General features: G+C 52.5%; 15 protein-coding genes and 1 tRNA gene. 14 read left to right on the top strand and 2 right to left on the bottom strand.

Going from position 1 to position 17,137, the window contains the following annotated elements; all coding sequences use genetic code 11:
* From iolE to JF44_RS0111195, 3 genes are all read left to right on the top strand, one after another.
* Positions 1-906, top strand: a complete 906-nt coding sequence (gene iolE / locus JF44_RS0111205) for a myo-inosose-2 dehydratase (RefSeq protein WP_033069085.1) — start codon at positions 1-3, stop codon at positions 904-906.
* Complete coding sequence (gene iolB / locus JF44_RS0111200; protein WP_033069084.1) at positions 906-1,709, top strand: 5-deoxy-glucuronate isomerase; 804 nt, start codon at positions 906-908, stop codon at positions 1,707-1,709. Before iolE ends, iolB begins: the two co-directional genes overlap by 1 nt.
* Positions 1,710-2,263: 554 nt before the next feature.
* Positions 2,264-2,338 (top strand) — tRNA-Arg (locus JF44_RS0111195).
* A 252-nt stretch (positions 2,339-2,590) separates the two neighbouring features.
* Here JF44_RS0111195 and JF44_RS0111190 read toward each other — a convergent pair.
* The gene (locus JF44_RS0111190) at positions 2,591-3,325 is read right to left on the bottom strand and encodes a response regulator (protein ID WP_033069083.1); all 735 of its coding nucleotides are present in this window, start codon (positions 3,323-3,325) and stop codon (positions 2,591-2,593) included.
* A gap of 701 nt (positions 3,326-4,026) precedes the next feature.
* On the opposite strand from JF44_RS0111190, the gene JF44_RS0111185 reads away from it, so the two are divergent.
* From JF44_RS0111185 to JF44_RS0111170, 4 genes are all read left to right on the top strand, one after another.
* Positions 4,027-5,139 carry a substrate-binding domain-containing protein gene (locus tag JF44_RS0111185; RefSeq protein ID WP_033069082.1) on the top strand — a complete coding sequence of 371 codons (1,113 nt, stop codon included), beginning with the start codon at positions 4,027-4,029 and terminating at the stop codon, positions 5,137-5,139.
* A gap of 75 nt (positions 5,140-5,214) precedes the next feature.
* Positions 5,215-6,780 (top strand): sugar ABC transporter ATP-binding protein, encoded by a 1,566-nt coding sequence (locus JF44_RS0111180; protein ID WP_202901506.1) that lies wholly within the window; start codon positions 5,215-5,217, stop codon positions 6,778-6,780.
* On the top strand, positions 6,777-7,802 hold the full coding sequence (locus tag JF44_RS0111175; protein ID WP_081944427.1) for an ABC transporter permease: 1,026 nt from the start codon (positions 6,777-6,779) through the stop codon (positions 7,800-7,802). Before JF44_RS0111180 ends, JF44_RS0111175 begins: the two co-directional genes overlap by 4 nt.
* Before the next feature lie 9 nt (positions 7,803-7,811).
* Positions 7,812-8,813, top strand: coding sequence for an ABC transporter permease (locus JF44_RS0111170; protein WP_033069080.1), 1,002 nt, complete (start codon positions 7,812-7,814; stop codon positions 8,811-8,813).
* A gap of 386 nt (positions 8,814-9,199) precedes the next feature.
* Here the strand turns inward: JF44_RS0111170 and JF44_RS0111165 are convergent, their stop codons facing one another.
* A complete protein-coding gene (locus JF44_RS0111165; RefSeq protein ID WP_202901505.1) occupies positions 9,200-9,958 on the bottom strand; it encodes a GntR family transcriptional regulator in 759 nt (252 codons plus the stop codon).
* Between the two features lie 315 nt (positions 9,959-10,273).
* Here JF44_RS0111165 and JF44_RS0111160 point away from each other — a divergent pair, with 315 nt between their 5' ends.
* The 7 genes from JF44_RS0111160 to JF44_RS0111130 form a co-directional block, all read left to right on the top strand.
* Entirely contained in the window at positions 10,274-11,272 is a 999-nt protein-coding gene (locus JF44_RS0111160) for a TRAP transporter substrate-binding protein (RefSeq protein ID WP_052065798.1), read from the top strand.
* 70 nt (positions 11,273-11,342) lie between these two features.
* On the top strand, positions 11,343-11,897 hold the full coding sequence (locus tag JF44_RS0111155) for a TRAP transporter small permease (RefSeq protein ID WP_033069079.1): 555 nt from the start codon (positions 11,343-11,345) through the stop codon (positions 11,895-11,897).
* Positions 11,897-13,180 (top strand): TRAP transporter large permease, encoded by a 1,284-nt coding sequence (locus JF44_RS0111150; protein WP_033069106.1) that lies wholly within the window; start codon positions 11,897-11,899, stop codon positions 13,178-13,180. The genes JF44_RS0111155 and JF44_RS0111150 overlap by 1 nt, the downstream gene beginning before the upstream one ends.
* Positions 13,177-14,199, top strand: coding sequence for a 4-hydroxythreonine-4-phosphate dehydrogenase PdxA (locus JF44_RS0111145; protein ID WP_033069078.1), 1,023 nt, complete (start codon positions 13,177-13,179; stop codon positions 14,197-14,199). Before JF44_RS0111150 ends, JF44_RS0111145 begins: the two co-directional genes overlap by 4 nt.
* Before the next feature lie 181 nt (positions 14,200-14,380).
* Positions 14,381-15,553 carry an L-rhamnonate dehydratase gene (locus JF44_RS0111140; protein ID WP_033069105.1) on the top strand — a complete coding sequence of 391 codons (1,173 nt, stop codon included), beginning with the start codon at positions 14,381-14,383 and terminating at the stop codon, positions 15,551-15,553.
* A gap of 11 nt (positions 15,554-15,564) precedes the next feature.
* Positions 15,565-16,551: an AraD1 family protein gene (gene araD1, locus JF44_RS0111135; protein ID WP_033069077.1), complete on the top strand. Its 987-nt coding sequence runs from the start codon at positions 15,565-15,567 to the stop codon at positions 16,549-16,551.
* Between the two features lie 20 nt (positions 16,552-16,571).
* A partial coding sequence (locus tag JF44_RS0111130) for an aldehyde dehydrogenase family protein (protein ID WP_033069104.1) occupies positions 16,572-17,137 on the top strand: 566 nt, incomplete at its 3' end.

Below are 17,137 nucleotides of genomic sequence, written 5' to 3'. Positions count from 1 at the left end.
ATGATCCTTTATGGTACCAATCCGATTGCTTGGTCGAATGATGATGACCAGACCCTTGGTGCAGAAATCAGCCTTGAAACCTGCCTTTCAGAAGCGGGCAAGATCGGCTTTGATGGCATCGAAAAAGGCCACAAGATGCCGACCGATCCGCTGGCGTTGAAAGCCGCGCTTAATCCGCACGGTTTGAAGTTTGTATCGGGCTGGCATTCGTTGAACCTTTTGGCTCATTCGGTTGAAGACGAGAAAAAAGCCATCCAGCCCCACCTTGATTTGCTAAAGGCAATGGGGTGCAAAGTGTGCATCGTTTGCGAAACGTCAAATGCCATTCACGGCAATGATGACGCGGCACTCAATGACAGTCCGGTTCTTGCTACAGACAAATGGGCCAAATTCGGTGCTGATGTCGAGGCAATTGCCGCCTGTTGTGCAGAGCAGGGGGTTGATCTGGTTTATCATCACCACATGGGCACCATCGTCGAGACGGCAGACGAAATTCAGGCATTCATGGCCAGTACCGGCCCGAAAACCAAGCTGTTGTTGGATACTGGGCATGCGTGGTTCGGTGGTGCTGACCCTGAAGAACTCGCCGTCCGCTATATGGGGCGCGTTGGCCATATCCATTGCAAAAACGTTCGTCCTGCCATCAGTAAACAAGTCCGCGAAGAAGGACTTAGCTTCCTTGAAGGTGTGCGCCGAGGTGTCTTTACAGTGCCTGGTGATCATGAGGGGGGCGTTGCGTTTGAGCCGGTTCTGAAAGTTGCCGCCGAACATGGCTATGAGGGCTGGTTGGTGATTGAAGCCGAACAAGATCCCAATGTTCGTAATCCATTTGAATATCAATCCCTGGGGTTGAAATCGTTACGCGACATGGCGCAGAAAAGCCGATTGGATAAAGGAGACGCCTGATGGCCGACTTGTTGAGAAAGCCAAATGGAACTGCGGGAAAGGTCCATGACATTACTGCCGAGAATGCCAATTGGGGCTATGTCGGTTTTGGTTTGTATCACCTGAAAGAAGGTGAAAGTGCCGCTGAGACGACCGGAGACCGTGAAGTCATACTGGTGCTGGTCGAAGGCAAGGCAGAGATTTCTGTCGATGAGCAGAACTTTGGCGAACTCGGTAAACGCATGAGCGTGTTTGAACGCATCCCGCCTGCATGTGTTTATGCGCCAAACGATGCCCATTGGAAGGCAGTGGCAACGACCGATTGCACACTTGCGATATGTACCGCACCGGGCAAGGGCAATTATCCAGCCCGCGTTATTGACGACATTGAACTTGTCGAACGTGGCAAAGGGGCGAATACCCGCTATATCCACCCGATTGCCATGGAAGAAAGAGACATCGCCGATAGCCTTCTGGTCACAGAGGTTTTTACTCCGCAGGGAAACTGGTCAAGCTATCCACCCCATCGCCACGATGAGGATAACTATCCGAATATGACCTATCTTGAGGAAACCTATTATCACCGCTTGAACCCGAAACAGGGATTTGGTTTCCAGCGCGTATTTACCGAGGATGGCGAGCTTGATGAAACCATGGCTGTGTCTGATGGAGATGTCGTTCTGGTGCCAAAGGGACATCATCCGTGCGGCAGCCCATATGGTTATGAGATGTATTATCTTAATGTCATGGCAGGGCCGTTGCGTAAATGGCGTTTTGACAACCATCCCGATCACGACTGGATTTTCCAACGCGATAGCAAGTGATGCCTATGTTCGTCATCAGGCCAAAGAAAGTCGCTGGGCACCATTCTCACGGTGTTGTAACCAAAGCGGTAGTGCATATCGCTTTGGCGCTTCTTTGCTTGGTTATCGTGCTTTGGCTCAACGCAAATTTGTCTTCATCGCAAATGCTTAGCAACAAGACTGATCGTTGGGAGGCTAACTTTACCCCAACGACAGGTCTGGCCTGTCGGGCGTGGCTTCTCAAAGTTGGTTCTGAATGCAAACAAACTGACAGAGAAAATTCGACCAATATTCGAACTTCCAAACCTTGTGGTTGGTCGTGCTGACATACCAATTTGATTTGGTGATATACTGTCAATGAAGCTCACGTGACGGTTGGGCAAGTTCACCAGCGCGTGCACTTGAATAATAAGCATAGTTTCCTTCGGCATATGCTTTGGGCAGACTTTCAGAGCATCAATCTCGACCATCCACAATCCGACAAACTGGTAGTTTTGTCTCTAGATCAGGTTAGTCACTCGCCTGCTAACTGATTGATTTATATAGCCGTGAACAAACGGTGAAAACTGACTAACGGTCGTTGATTTTAAAGGAAAAGGCACAGACTTCTAATCTGTAGGTTGCAGGTTCGAGTCCTGCAGGGATCGCCATTTTTCCTTAGTAAGAATAATCGTTTGTAAGAGTTTCACTGGTTTCCGGAGCCAGAGGTAGTCACTTTCCCGCCTTGATCGGCGCACTCGGTTTCGGCATTTGTCAGTCTCGTATTGCTTTGTGCCGATGCTCCAGCGTGACTGGAATTGAGAAGACGCAAGCCAAGTTAGATGGCTTATCAGGTGCTTCTGGTCAATGTGACGAACCACTTTCAACCAAATCATGCAAAGGGAAATTAACTGGTTTTGAGGCTAATCTTGAGCAACGGCTGAGCGTCTCAGCCACGCGCCGAGTTCTTTGTTCGCTGTGATCAACCCTTCGCGATTGATTACTTTGCGCGCGATGGCGCTGGAAACCGCGCGCGTACGTTTGTTAAGTACAATTCCCATTTCGTTTTGGTCTTGCCCATCGACATCGAGTTTGTCGTAAAGTGACAGCAATCTGTTCTGTACTGTCCGAAGTGAAAGTTTCCGCCGTAACGCGATAGCCTTGTCTGGGAGACCAAGTGCGAGATCGAGTAAGATCAAATGTTCGAATTCGGTCAATGCACTACGCGAACGCATTTGCTGGGCTTGGATTTGGTGAATTTCGCGGTCGACAACAATCTGTGCTTCAATGAGGACTGCCCGCAAAGCCAGTCGCATCTTTTCTGGTGTCGCAGTTTTCAGAATGTACCCATAGGCTGCTTGATCGGGAACAATTCTTGTAATGCCGCGCAAATATGCTTCATCAGAATAGTTTGACCAGAAAAGAATGCGGGTTTCTGGACGTTTAGCCCAAATGGTGCGGGCAGCTTCAATGCCGTTACGTTCTTTCATTCGCAGGTCCATCACAATTGCGGAAATCTGATGACGATGCGCGAGCGCTTCTCCTTCTTTTCCATTTCGTGCATGCAAGATTTCATCAAACTCTGGCAATGTTGTCTCGACGATTTCCATAAGAAAATCGGCATGCATTTTATCGTCTTCAACCAACAATATTTTCATGAACAACTTCTCCGGTTTGTCCGGTGGTTTGCTGCAGCTGAATGGTGATGTGTGTCCCTTGCGAGGTCGAAAGGTCTTGTTTTGTCCCGATGAGCCGAGCACGGGTTTTCATATGTTCTAACCCGCTTGCAGGCTTTCTGGAGTGATGTTGAAACTGACCACAACCTTGTCGGTCTCGGGGTTCACTGAGCTAAGCGCTGAGTGAATATCGAGATTGTCCGGCCGCAAATGAGATATGCGAAGGTGGTGCGCAAGATCCGCCATGGCTGTTTCCTCCAGACCCTAGATCATATTCTCAGGTATTCCTCTTGTCTTGCGGAAGCCCGCAAGTTGGATGCGTAACACCGTATGCGTTCTGCGGAGAGTGCTCTTTATGGTTTAATTGTAACCGATGAAAATTGCGCAAAAGTACAATGTCTGGTTTTGCAGGCATGTACGCGTCTTTGCCGTTAATGGCAAAGACGCAAATAAAAACAATAAGTCGCATGCTGACATCAGGGGGGAATGCTCGGTTCACGCAGAATCTGCGCGAGCACGAAATTTCTCTGACAACACCTTAAGTTCCATCATTTCTGTTCCCTGATCAGAAGTGTCTGAAGCGGCATGGGACGAAAGAGACGTGAAGAACTTGCACAATGCGGGCAGGGGCGCTGACCTGCTGAAGAAGGATAAAGAACAGCGCATCCAACGGGAGGATTACCATGAAAAAACTACTGACTATGACGACCGCTGCTGTCGCATTGACGATGGTGGCGCATGTTGCGAATGCTGGCCCGAATACGGTTGCTGGTCCTGGTGCTGATCCGTCTTGTTTCGCGCCGGTTTCCGATGACACAGCCTATTTCCAGTGGCCAGCGCGCGAAGGGCCCTACAAAATCGCCCTTGTGAATGGTTTTATCGCCAATGACTGGCGCGTTCAGATGATTGCGGTCGCAAAGGCCTATGCCGCACAGCCCGAAGTGGCAGCCGAAATCGAAGAATTCAAGGTTGTTTCTGTCGGAGAAGACATTGCTGCACAGATTGCGGCCGCCAACAACTTTATCGATCAAGGCTTTGACGCAATTATCATTAACGCGAACAACACACGGGCATTCGGATCTGTAGTGCGTAAGGCCAACGAAGCCAATGTCGTTGTTCTGTCGTTTGACAATGTGATTGATGATCCCAATCAGATCGCGATCAACGTCGACCAAAAAGGTCTTGGCATGTCTGCCGGAGAATTTCTTCTTGAGCAAAGTGGCGACGGCCCGGCCAAGTTCCTGCATGTGCGTGGTCCTGCAGGGCAACCAGTAGACATCGCACGCAATGAAGGCTTCCTTGAGGTTTTAAAGGAATCTGGCCGTGATATCGAAGTTGTTGATGTTGTCGGTAACTGGGCGCCGGGTGATGGCCAGAAAGTGACGGCCGACGCCATCGCTGCAGGTGGCGTGTTTGACGGGATTTATGTTCAGGGCGGATCACAGGGTGTTGCGACGGCAATGCTTGATTCAGGTGTCTTCAAGGCCCCGATTTCAGGGGAAACCGAGAACGCGTTTCGTCAGCTTTGCAATAGTGCGGGTCTTAGCTGCCAGTCGGGCGGGACGGGGCCAGCGCAATCATCTGTGACAATCAAAACCGCGATTGCGGCCTTGAAAGGTGAAGTGGTTCCATCAGAAATCGCGCTGCCGACATCTATTTCTTACGCGCCGTTCAAAGAAGGTGTCGAGATGTTCCCGAAGCTGCCGGGTAGCTTCTTTGCCGGTAACAACTTCGAAGCTTGCAACATTGGCTTTACGGCAGAAGAGATCGCGTCTCAGACAGGCGAGAACAACTAACAACAATAAACGACCGGATGCCGTCGATGTCAGCATTGACATCGACGGTGTTCAATACTGGTTAGGAAAATTGCCGTGTCAGAGAGCAAATCACCCTATTTATTATCGATGTCGGGCATAACCAAACGTTATGGTGGTGTCCGTGCACTTGAGAATGTCAGTTTTGAGACGCAACGCGGATCAATCCATGCGCTGCTTGGTGAAAACGGGGCAGGGAAGTCGACGCTGATCAAGATACTTTCCGGCGTCGTCCTGCCCGATAGTGGAGACATCAAGCTTGATGGCAAGCTTGCAAGCTTTGCAAATCCGCAACAGGCCAATGATCTTGGTGTGTCATGCATCTTCCAGGAATTGTCCCTGTTGCCGGACCTGACGGTTGCCGACAACATTGGTATCACCCGTCCGCCCCGCAAATTCGGCATGATTGATTATCGCGCTCAGCGACGTATCGCTGAAGAGGCGCTTGCATGGGTTGGGGGCGAGAATATTGACCCGATGGAAACCGTCAGCAACTTGTCCCTTTCCCGGCGTCAGATGGTGGAAATCGCCAAGGCGCTGGCCCGTAACCCCAAAATTCTGATTCTTGACGAAGCGACATCTGCGCTGACGGCGGCCGATGTCGATAAGGTGTTCAAGATGCTACATCGTCTTCGCGACGAAGGGATGGCAATCATCTATATTTCACATCGCATGCCCGAGATTGCCGAGCTTGCAGACACCTGTACGGTTTACCGCAACGGCACCAAAGTCGAGACGTTTAGAAACGGTACGAAATCTGATAGCGCCGTTGTCGAGATGATGATCGGTCGGGAGTACAGCAGTGTCTATCCCGCCAAAAGCAACAGGCCGGCGGCAACCAAACCGATCCTGAAGGTAACGAACTTTTCCTGGAACGATGAGCTTAACGGCATCAATCTGGAAATGCGCCCGGGAGAAATTGTGGGGCTTGGCGGTTTGGACGGGCAGGGGCAGCGTCAACTGCAATTGGGCCTGTTTGGCACACTGATTGGCGCAAGCGGCTCGGTTGAAATCAATGGTGACCGGGTAAGGTTAAACAGCCCCAAGGTGGCGAAGTCCGATGAAATCGGCATTGCTTTGGTGCCAGAAGACCGCAAATACGAAGGCTTGATGTTGTCGATGACAGTGCGCGAGAACTTGTCCTTCGCAGCGGTCGAAAAAATGAGCCGGATGGGTGTTGTTGATACGCGCGCAGAAGAAGCCGCGATCGACGAGATGGTGGAGATCCTCAAGATCAAGGCGGACGGTATTGATGGTCCTGTCGGGGCTTTGTCCGGGGGAAACCAGCAAAAAGTCGTTATCGGCAAGTGGCTGATGACCAAGCCGCGCATCATTTTGTTGAACGATCCGACACGTGGCATTGATGTCGGTACCAAGCAGGAAATCTATCATCTTCTGCAGGAACTTGCCGCTGAGGGGTGCGCAATCCTTTTGTATTCAACCGATTACGACGAACTGATTGGTTGCTGCGACCGTGTGTTGGTCATGTATGACGGCAGAGTCGTTCGAACCCTTGCCGGGAATGAGCTTAACGAAACAAATCTGGTTTCAGCTGCGCTTAACCTGCCGGAACAAGCCGCGGTCCGACCTGAGGCAAAAAAGATACAGGGGGCGTTGCTATGAATGTGAGCTCAGAGCCTGAGGGCTTGGTTAATCGGCAAAAATATTTCGGCTGGGTTGGCCGTTTGTCCGCAGCTCAGCGCGGTGTTCTGATCGCAATGCTTATCTTTGCCGCGATGTTCTTTGTTTACGGCTGGAAGCAGGCGGCAGGCCTTACGCCTAACATGTTGAACACCGCGGCAAATAAGGGTGCTTTGCTTGCGCTCGTTGCCATGGCACAGACCCTTCCTGTGATTACCCGCGGGCTAGATCTGTCAGTTGGGGCGACCTTTGTTCTTTCGAACTGTCTCGCATCGACGATTGTGGTCGGTGGGCCGATGGCAACCACATTTGGTATTTTTGGCGTGCTATTGCTTGGGCTGGCATGTGGTGCGGTAAATGGTGTGATTATTGTTTATGGGCGATTGCAGCCGCTGATTGCCACGCTGGCCACCAGTGCGGTTTATTTTGGCATTGCGCTGGCTGTTCGACCCCAACCGGGCGGAGAGGTCAATTTCGAACTTGCTGATTTCATGACGCGTTCGACATTTGCCGTACCACATACCGTTCTGCTGTTGCTGGCGGTCGTTCTGTTCATTTGGATCCCGTATCGCCGTTCTGTCCTGGGGCGCGCTGCCTTTGCCATCGGTTCGTCAGAACAGGCAGCTTATATGTCGGGGATTCCGATCAATCGCGCAAAGATGCTGGCTTATACCCTAAGCGGACTGTTGGCATCCATTGGTGGCATTCTTTTGACAGCGCTGACGTATTCCGGGGCTGCGAAGATGTCGATTGCCAACGAATACACACTCAATTCCATCGGGGCCGTCGTCATTGGGGGTACGTCCTTGTTTGGCGGGGTCGGCAGCGCTGTGGGGTCGATTTTCGGAGCATTTGTCATGCGGACTGTTGGTGATTTGTTGATCGTATTCGACATCAATCCTGTCTTGCAGCCGCTTTTCGTCGGCGTCGTACTGCTTGTTGCGGTCAGTCTCGGTTCGCTGAGGATTCTGAGAATCAAAAACAGACTAGATATTTATCGGTAAGGCGGAAAAATGAGTGTTTCAGGCGTAATCGCAAGGCAATTTGATCGGGCGACCCTCATTGCATTTGGCTGTGTGATTGTTCTGCTTCTGATCGGCGCAATGGTCGAACCGGCCTTTCTGTCACCGAAGTATTTGATTCAGCAGCTGCATACCGCATCCTTCCTTGGTGTGGTGGCAAGTGGTGTGATGTTGGTTATTCTATTGGGCCATATTGATCTGTCCATTCCATGGACGATCGGCGTTGGCGGCATGATGGCGACCGGTGCAACCGGTTTTTTGGGGCCGGAATTGGGCATCACACTGGCTGTGCCATTCGGTGTCTTGTGTGGCGCATTGATCGGCACGGTAAATGGACTGGGTGTGGCGTATTTGCGTGCGCCGGCTATGATATTCACGCTGGGCATGAATGCGGTTGCGCAGGGGCTTATGGTTTACCATACGGGCGGATTTGCACCGCAAGATCGCGCGACAGAGTTCATGCGTGAGTTGGCTGTAGGGCATCTCATTCCCGGTGTTCCTAATCCACTTCTTCTCTGGATTATTTTGGGAGCGGCGATTGTCTTTGTGCTCAATCGGACAGTTCTTGGTCGTCGGATTTATGCTGTCGGCAACCAGGAGCGTTCCGTCTTTCTGAGTGGGGTGGATACACGCAAGGTTATCTTGATCTGTTTTATCTTTTCGGGCGCTTGCGCGGCGTTGACCGGGGTTCTGTTGGCTGGGTGGGCAAACCGATCTTATCAGGCAATGGGGGATCCATATCTGTTGCCAACCATTGCTGCGATCATCCTAGGTGGAACAAATGTTCTGGGGGGACGGGGCAAGTATGTTGGAACGATCGCAGGGGTTATTTTGATTACGATCTTGCAATCGATGCTTTCGGTTGTTCAGCCGCAGCGGTATTTCGCCCAGCTGGGGGTAGATATTCCCGCAGACACTTTCCGTCAGGTGGTCTTCGGTGCGGTGATTATCGGCATGTTGCTGATCTATGGACGCCAGCAGTTGGTGCGGTAACTGTCGAAGCCGCCCAAGGGATTGTGTTGGTGCAAGTACCTCTTGCTTCAGTTGCAACTGATAACAGTAACTTGTCCGGGGCGTTGCCTGTCAAGCCGGGGGGGTGCCAGTCCTCGAAATAAAATTCGTATGCTGGGCTCGAACACGCGCGGAATTCGTTGATGCTTTGAGGTTATGTCTTGGCCTGAAGTTGACGATGTCACTCGGTTTCCAATTACCAGCATACGACATCGCGTGCACAACGCACCCTTGCGTCTAATCTTGCCTGGCGCGCCAGGCGTGCTGGTCGTTTTCTTGGCATTCAAATGGTGCGTGGGGGGCAAAAAAGAAGGCCCCCGCTTTCGCGGGAGCCAGTTCCAGCAGTGCCGGTCTCTTGTGTTCTTTGTTTAGTCGTTGTGATGGTGGTCGGTTGTGCCGAGCTGCCCATCCTCGCTGACCTTGGTCCAGGTGCTGCCAAGGTGGTTGCGTAGCAAATCGTTGAGCTTTACCGCGTCGCGGTTTTCTATGGCCTTCAGGATTTCTTCGTGCTCGCTAATGGCGGTTGGCCATTTTGTGTTGCGCATGTTCGAGCGATACCGGATGCGGTAAAGTCGGGCGTTCATGCGTTCATGCGTCTCGATCAAAAGAGGGTTGCCCGAAGCCAGGACCAGTGCGCGGTGGATGCGCTGGTTCAGCTTGAAGTATGCCAGCCGGTCTTTACGTGCGAACGCAGCGAGCATTTCATAGTGCAGGGCGCGAATTTCGTCGATTTCTTCGTCCGTCGCGCGCTTGCAGGCAAGCTCGCCCGCCAAGCCTTCAATGCCACCAAGGAATTCGAGCATGTGCTTGACGTCTTCCGAGCTGGGGTTGGCGGCAATCGCGCCACGTGACGGCAGCAGTTCAACTAGGCCGTCGACGGCAAGAATGCGCAGTGCTTCGCGCAAGGGGGTGCGCGACACATTCAGCTGCTGGGCCAATGTCCGTTCGCGGATCGGTTTGCCTGGCGGGATGATATCCTGAACAATCATATCGCGCAGGACATTCGCCGCTTGCTGAGCCAACGGCAGGTCGCTGTCTTCTGAGATTGTCGCGATCGGCGCGTCGGTAATTTGGGTGTTGATATCGTGATCTGATTCTGATCCGTCATCCAGTATGATGTTACTCAAGCCGTTCTTCCCTGCGTTTTGTTATTAAACTCACCATAGGGTCAAGTTGACACAAGAACAAGCATAAAATGGTATACCAAAATGAATGGTATACCATTTTGGCGCTTCCGAGGTAGAGGTGAGCGAAAATATTTCATGCTTATATTGTTGGTAATTAGCCATATTTTACCGATTACAGGTGGTGGAATATCTGTTGGGTTGATTTTGTGTTGACTCTTGGTGCTGTCAATATGGTATACCAAATTCAAGCGCGACAAAGATCGTGCGTTCCCAGCTACCGGTGAACAGCAAATTACACATAATCGGGAGGAATACATGACCCACGCAGGTCGTATCCGTAAATTTGTCGCTGCCGTAACCTTCGGCAGCATTGCATCTGTCTCCGCAATGACTGTGGCGAATGCCGCAGAAGATATCGTCTTTGCCATTAGTGCAGAGCATGGGTCACTCCAAGCCAATACTGCGGCCGAGTTCACCCGTCTTGCCAACGAGCGTCTTGGCGACAAGGCAACGGTGAAGCTCTTTGACTCCGCACAGCTTGGTAAAGATAAAGAACTGATGCAGCGTCTTAAGCTTGGCACGGTTCAGATCACGTTGCCATCTTCGACCATGCCAACCATTGCTGACAAGTTCGCTCTTTTTGATCTTCCGTTCCTTGTCAAGGATCGCGATCAGCTTGCCAAAATCGAGGAATCTGTTTTCTGGCCGAATGTTGCACCGCAGGCCGAAGAGGCCGGGTACAAGATCCTTGCGCTTTGGGAAAACGGTTTCCGCCAGATCACCAATAACGAACGTCCGATCAATGTGCCGTCCGATCTGGATGGCATCAAGCTGCGTACGCCGCAGTCTGAATGGCGCGTAGCGATGTTCTCGAATTATGGTGCAAACCCGACGCCAATGGCGTTTTCCGAGGTGTTCGTTGGTTTGCAAACCGGTGTGATCGATGGTCAGGAAAACCCGTTGACCAATATCGAGGCGGCGAAGCTTAACGAAGTGCAGAAATATCTGACGCTTTCGGGGCATATCTATTCCCCGTCTTATCCGACCATGTCTGCATCTGTTTATAACGATATGGATCCGGAAATTCGCGACATTCTGGTTGATACCGCACGCGAAGTCGCACTTTGGTCCCGTGAAGCCGGTGCGAAGGCAGACAAGGCTCTTCTTGACGAGCTGACAGCTGGCGGCATGGAAGTGAATACTGCGGATCGTGCCGCATTTGTTGAGGCATCCAAACCGATTTACGCTAAGTTTGCTGCTGAAATCGACGGTGGTCAGGCCCTGGTCGACGCCGCGCTTGCGACTGCGAACTAAACCGGACCGGGGCAACCTTCCCACGGGTTGCCCCGCTCTTTAGAATTTGTTTCCGATAGGAGAGAACGCGATGCAATTCGCAGCAGTTCTGTTCCGGCGTATCCTTGAAGTCTTCACCATGACATTGATCACCGCACTTGCGCTGATCGTGATCTTGGCGGTGGTGTTCCGTTATTCGGGCAATTCACTGGTCTGGTATGACGAAGTTGCTTCGGTGATGTTGGCCTGGATTACCTATTACGGTGCCGCCCTCGCGGCTGTGCGCCGGTCCCACCTGAGTTTTTCCGGCGTTCTTTTGGCACTGCCGTTGGCGATGCGCAAGGTCGTGTTCCTGATTGGCGAAGCCATCGTGATTGCGATGTTTGCAGCAATGGCGTGGGCCGGATGGTTTGTTCTTCAAATTATGGGCGGCGAAACCCTTGTTTCGCTTCCATGGGTTGGATTGCAGTTCACACAATCGGTTATTCCGATCGGCTGTGCCCTGTTTGTGGTTGGTCAATTGCTGAGCCTGCCTGAAGCCTGGCATCGTATGGTAACGGCACTGGATGTCGAGACCGAAGAAATGAATCACGAGATAGCCAAGGCGCAGCAAAGTGATGCGCCGATCAATGAAAGGGCAGCATGATGGCCGTTTCAGTCATTCTTCCTTTGATGTTTTTCCTGGTCTTTATGGGGATTCCGATCGCCGTATCTATCGGTGCTGCGGCACTGGTTGGCGTCTATTCCCTGCATGGAGTTCCGGGGTTTTACAACGCCGCACTTGCTTTGTTTGATGGCGCAACAAGCTTCCCGCTGATTGCAATCCCGCTGTTTATTCTGGCCGGTGCGTTGATGAATACCTCGTCCATCTCGCGTCGTCTGATCGAGTTTGTTTCCGCTTTGATCGGGTTTATGCGCGGTGGTCTTGCGATGGTCAATATCGGGGTTTCGCTATTCTTTGCGGAAATTTCCGGTTCGGCCGTTGCGGATGTTGCGGCAACAGGTTCGGTTTTGATCCCGGGCATGAAGCGCAAGGGCTACAAAAGCACATTTGCAGCCGCTGTGACGTCATCGTCGGCATCGCTTGCGATCATCATCCCGCCATCCATTCCCATGATTCTGTATGGGGCACTTTCGGATACCTCGATCGTGCAGCTGTTTGTTGCTGGTGTGGTTCCTGGTCTTTTGGGGGCGTTCGGGCTGATGTGTATCAGCTACTATTTCGCCGTCAAATATGACATCCCGCGTGATGAACGATTTGATCTGGCGCGTGTTCGCAAGACGTTTCGCGAAGCAGCCTGGGCGCTGACCCTGCCATTCATTATCCTTGGTGGCATTTTCGGTGGCCTGGTCACCGCGACCGAGGGGGCTGGTCTTGCGGTTGTTGCTGCGGTTGTGATTGGCGGCGTTATCTATCGCGAACTTGATTTTCCGATGTTCCTTGACGCACTGCGCGAAGGCATCAATCAGACAGCAACCGTGATGCTTCTGGTGGCGACATCGGCTGTTCTTGGTCTGTATCTGACCGAAGAAGGTCTGCCCCAGTTGCTTGCACAGGCGATCACCGGCTTTACCGATGATCCAGTCGTCGTGCTGATGTTGCTTAATGTTCTGTTGCTGGTTTTGGGCTGCATCCTTCATGGCGCTGCTGCGATCATTCTTGTGGTGCCCATCGTGCTGCCGCTGATCCAGCAGGTCGGAATCGATCCGGTTCATTTTGGCATCATACTTACTCTTAACCTTGCAATCGGTCAGCAGACCCCCCCCGTTGCCAGCGTTCTGGTGACATCCTGCTCGATTGCCAAAACCGATATCTGGGAAACAACCAAGGTCAATGTGCCGTTCATCGGCGTGCTGTTTGCCGTGTTGATGGCGGTCACCTATCTGCCATTCATTCCCATGACGCTTGTGGAGATATTCTATCGATGACTGTTAATGTAAAACCGCGTTTGGCGGTAATCCCCGGTGACGCCAATGGGATCGGCCCGGAATTGTTGTTGCGCCTTCTTTCACGCAGTGACATACGCGAAAAAGCAGATGTCGTCGTGATTGGTGACAAATGCCTGATCGATCGTGGTCGTCAGGAGTCCGGGCTTAATATCGATCTGGTCGCTATTGAAAGCCTTCCGGCAAGTTGGCCCAAGGATGCATATCCTTTTATCGAGACTGCCTTCTTTAACGTTGACCAGATCAATCCGGGTGTCGTCGATCCAAAGGCGGGGGCTGCGTCGCTTCGTACACTTGATGTTGCTCTTGATCTGGCGCGTGAAGAAAAGATCGATGGCATTTTATTTATGCCATTCAACAAAGAAGCCATGATCCGTGGTGGCATGGGTCATGAAGACGAACTTCATTACATGGCTGAATATATCGATCATGACGGCCCGATCTGCGAATTCAATACCATGGAAGGCATGTGGACCAGCCGTGTGACCAGCCATATCGCACTTGCGCGGGTGGTCGAAAACATCTCGGTCGACCGGATTGTGGATTCTATTCGCCTGATCGCTGATGCACTTTTGGCAAATGGCGTTGATCAGCCCCGTGTCGGTGTGGCGGCCCTGAACCCGCATGCCGGTGATGGCGGGAATTTCGGTCGCGAGGAAATTGATATCATCACGCCAGCAGTGAAAAAGGCACAAGGCCTTGGTCTTCCGGCAGAAGGGCCCTGGCCGGCGGATACCATCTTCCTGAAAGCACAGGCCGGTGAGCTTGATGCCATCGTCACCATGTATCACGACCAGGGGCAGATCGCGATCAAGCTGCTGGGCTTTGATCGGGGTGTCACGGTTCAGGGCGGGCTTCCGATCCCGGTGGCAACGCCAGCGCATGGTACGGCATATGACATCTCCGGCCTTGGCAAAGCCAATGTCGGCGCAACCCTTGCAGCGTTTGAAATCGCAGCTCGGATGGCGGGAAGCCGACGTCAGGCCCGGTTGGCTGCCTGACGCCTGATTGTTTGTGTTCTCGGTCGGGTCGCGTTCTCCCTGCGCGCCCGGCCTAAGGCAAAGTTCTTATTCAAAATTGTGGATCGATCCGGAGACCAGGCAAGAAATGCTTCTTGTGTGAACGTCACCGCTTTGTCCAAAAGCCCGGTTTGCGGGCATGCCATCTGAAAGGATGATCGAGATGAAAATCAAAAGTATCCGCACACGTGTTCTGCGTTGGAACGGCAAAACCGTGGCCCCGCAGGCCAATTTCTGTACCAATGCATCCGACGCACTTTATGAACGCGGCGACAGCATGGGATCGTTCAGGTTCCATGAATGGCTGATCTGCGAAGTTGAAACCGATAACGGTATTGTCGGTATTGGGAATGCGGCCCTGGCCCCGACCATCACCAAGCAGATCATTGATACCTATCTTGCGCCACTGGTGATTGGCGAAGACCCGTTCGATAACGAATATCTGTGGCAGAAGATGTACCGCCGCACCCATGCATGGGGTCGAAAAGGTGTTGGCATGGTTGCCATTTCGGCCATCGATATCGCCATCTGGGATATCATGGGCAAGGCGACCGGAAAGCCTGTCTTCAAGCTTTTGGGAGGGCGTACCAAGGAACAAATCCCGGTTTATGCCTCCAAGCTTTATGGTCAGACGATTGATGCATTGGCTGCAGAAGCACAAAGCTATGTCGATCAGGGATTTGATATGGTCAAGATGCGCTTTGGCTGGGGCCCGCAAGATGGTCCGGCAGGAATGCGCAAAAACCTTGATCTGGTTAAAACCGTGCGCGAAGTGATCGGCCCGGATCGTGATCTGATGCTGGAATGCTACATGGGCTGGAACCTTGAATATACCAAGCGCATGTTGCCCAAACTGGCCGAATTCGAACCCCGTTGGCTAGAAGAGCCGGTGATTGCCGATGACCTGGCAGGCTATGCCGAACTCAATAACATGAACATCGTGCCGATTTCCGGTGGTGAACATGAATTCACCAGTTTTGGCTTCAAGACCCTGCTTGATATGAATGCGCTCAGTGTCATTCAATATGACACCAACCGTGTTGGCGGTATCACCGCAGCCCAGAAGATCAATGCATTGGCCGAGGCCTATCAGGTGCCGGTCATTCCGCATGCAGGTCAAATGCACAACTATCACCTGACCATGGCCAATTTGAACTGCCCGATCTCTGAATTCTTCCCGGTCTTTGATGTCGAGGTCGGAAACGAACTGTTCTACTACGTCTTCAAAGGGGATCCGGTGCCAAAGAACGGCTTCATCGACCTTGATGACGACCTTCCGGGGCTTGGTCTTGAAATTGCCGAAGATGCGCTTGGCGATTTCGAGATTATTGAATAGGGGCGATGATAATGCGTTTGGTTCAATTCATCGCGGAAAACGGCAAGCGTCGGGTTGGTGTTGTTGATGGCAATGCCATTGCGCCATTGGCTGGTGTCGAAACCGTCCGCGAACTGGCCGGAATTGCCATTCGTGGCGATATGACGATGATCGAGGCGGCTGAATGCCGCCTCGACGAAGCACGCGAAGACTATGATGCGATTATCGAAAGTGGACGCCTGCTATGCCCGGTTGATCATCCTGATCCGGCACATCTGCTGGTAACCGGAACCGGGCTTACGCATTTGGGGTCAGCATCGGCACGGGCAAATATGCATCAGGCAGCAAGCAAGGCTGCGGATGAAACGGACTCTATGAAAATGTTCCGCATGGGGCTTGAGGGTGGAAAGCCGTCGTCAGGTGAAAAGGGTGTTCAGCCTGAATGGTTCTACAAAGGCGACGGTTCTGTCATTGCTGCACCCGGTGATGATATCCCAAGCCCGTCCTTTGCCCTTGACGGTAGCGAGGAGCCGGAGATTGCCGGTGTCTATGTCAATGATCCGGATGGAACGCCGGTTCGCATCGGGTTTGTGATCGGTAACGAGTTTTCCGATCATGTCATGGAACGCCAGAATTATCTTTATCTTGCTCATTCCAAGTTGCGCGCGTGCGCAATCGGGCCTGAACTTCTGCTGGGGGAACTTCCCGGTCATGTAGAGGGTATTTCGCGCGTATATCGCGAGGGCGAGGTCCTTTGGGAAAAGGCCTTTGTCAGTGGGGAAGAGAACATGTCTCATTCCATCGATAACCTCGAATATCACCATTTCAAATATGATCTGTTCCGGCGTCCCGGCGATATCCACCTGCATTTCTTTGGAACGGCGACGTTAAGTTTTGCCGATGGTGTTCAGACCCGTGACGGTGACGAGTTTGAAATTGAATCTGAATTGTTTGGGCGTCCTGTGCGCAACCGTATCAGTATCCAGTCTGAAGAACCGGTTATCGTACGCGTGATTTGACCCAGCCAACGGAGAATCCCATGTCTTATACGCTGACAGGAAAACATCTTATTGCCAGTGACTGGGTCGCTGGTGATGCGACGTTCCAGTCTGAGCCGGCCCACGGTCCGGCCAATACCTTCCCGGTCGGTACGCCCGCACTTGTCGATCAGGCGGCCAAGGCTGCCGAAGAAGCGTTTTGGTCGTTTGGTTATTCATCGCGCGCAGACCGTGCGAAGCTGATCAACACCATTGCTGATGAAATCGATGCGCGTGGTGATGAAATCACCGAAATCGGAACCCAGGAAACCGGCCTTCCCGAAGCCCGCCTGCAGGGCGAACGTGGCCGTACGGTCGGTCAGTTGCGCCTGTTTGCCAGCCACATCCTTGATGGCGCGTATCTTGATCGTCGCCATGACGAAGCGCTTCCGGATCGTGCACCGTTGCCGCGCCCGGACCTGCGTTTGATGCAGCGTCCGATTGGCCCGGTGGCCGTCTTTGGTGCGTCGAACTTCCCGCTGGCATTTTCGGTTGCCGGTGGTGATACCGCATCCGCACTGGCCGCAGGTTGCCCGGTTGTCGTCAAGGGTCATTCGGCCCATCCGGG

It is taken from the genome of Thalassospira australica (assembly GCF_000763295.1).
GTDB classification, from domain to species: domain Bacteria; phylum Pseudomonadota; class Alphaproteobacteria; order Rhodospirillales; family Thalassospiraceae; genus Thalassospira; species Thalassospira australica.
This window is presented reverse-complemented; position numbering and strand designations above follow the sequence as displayed.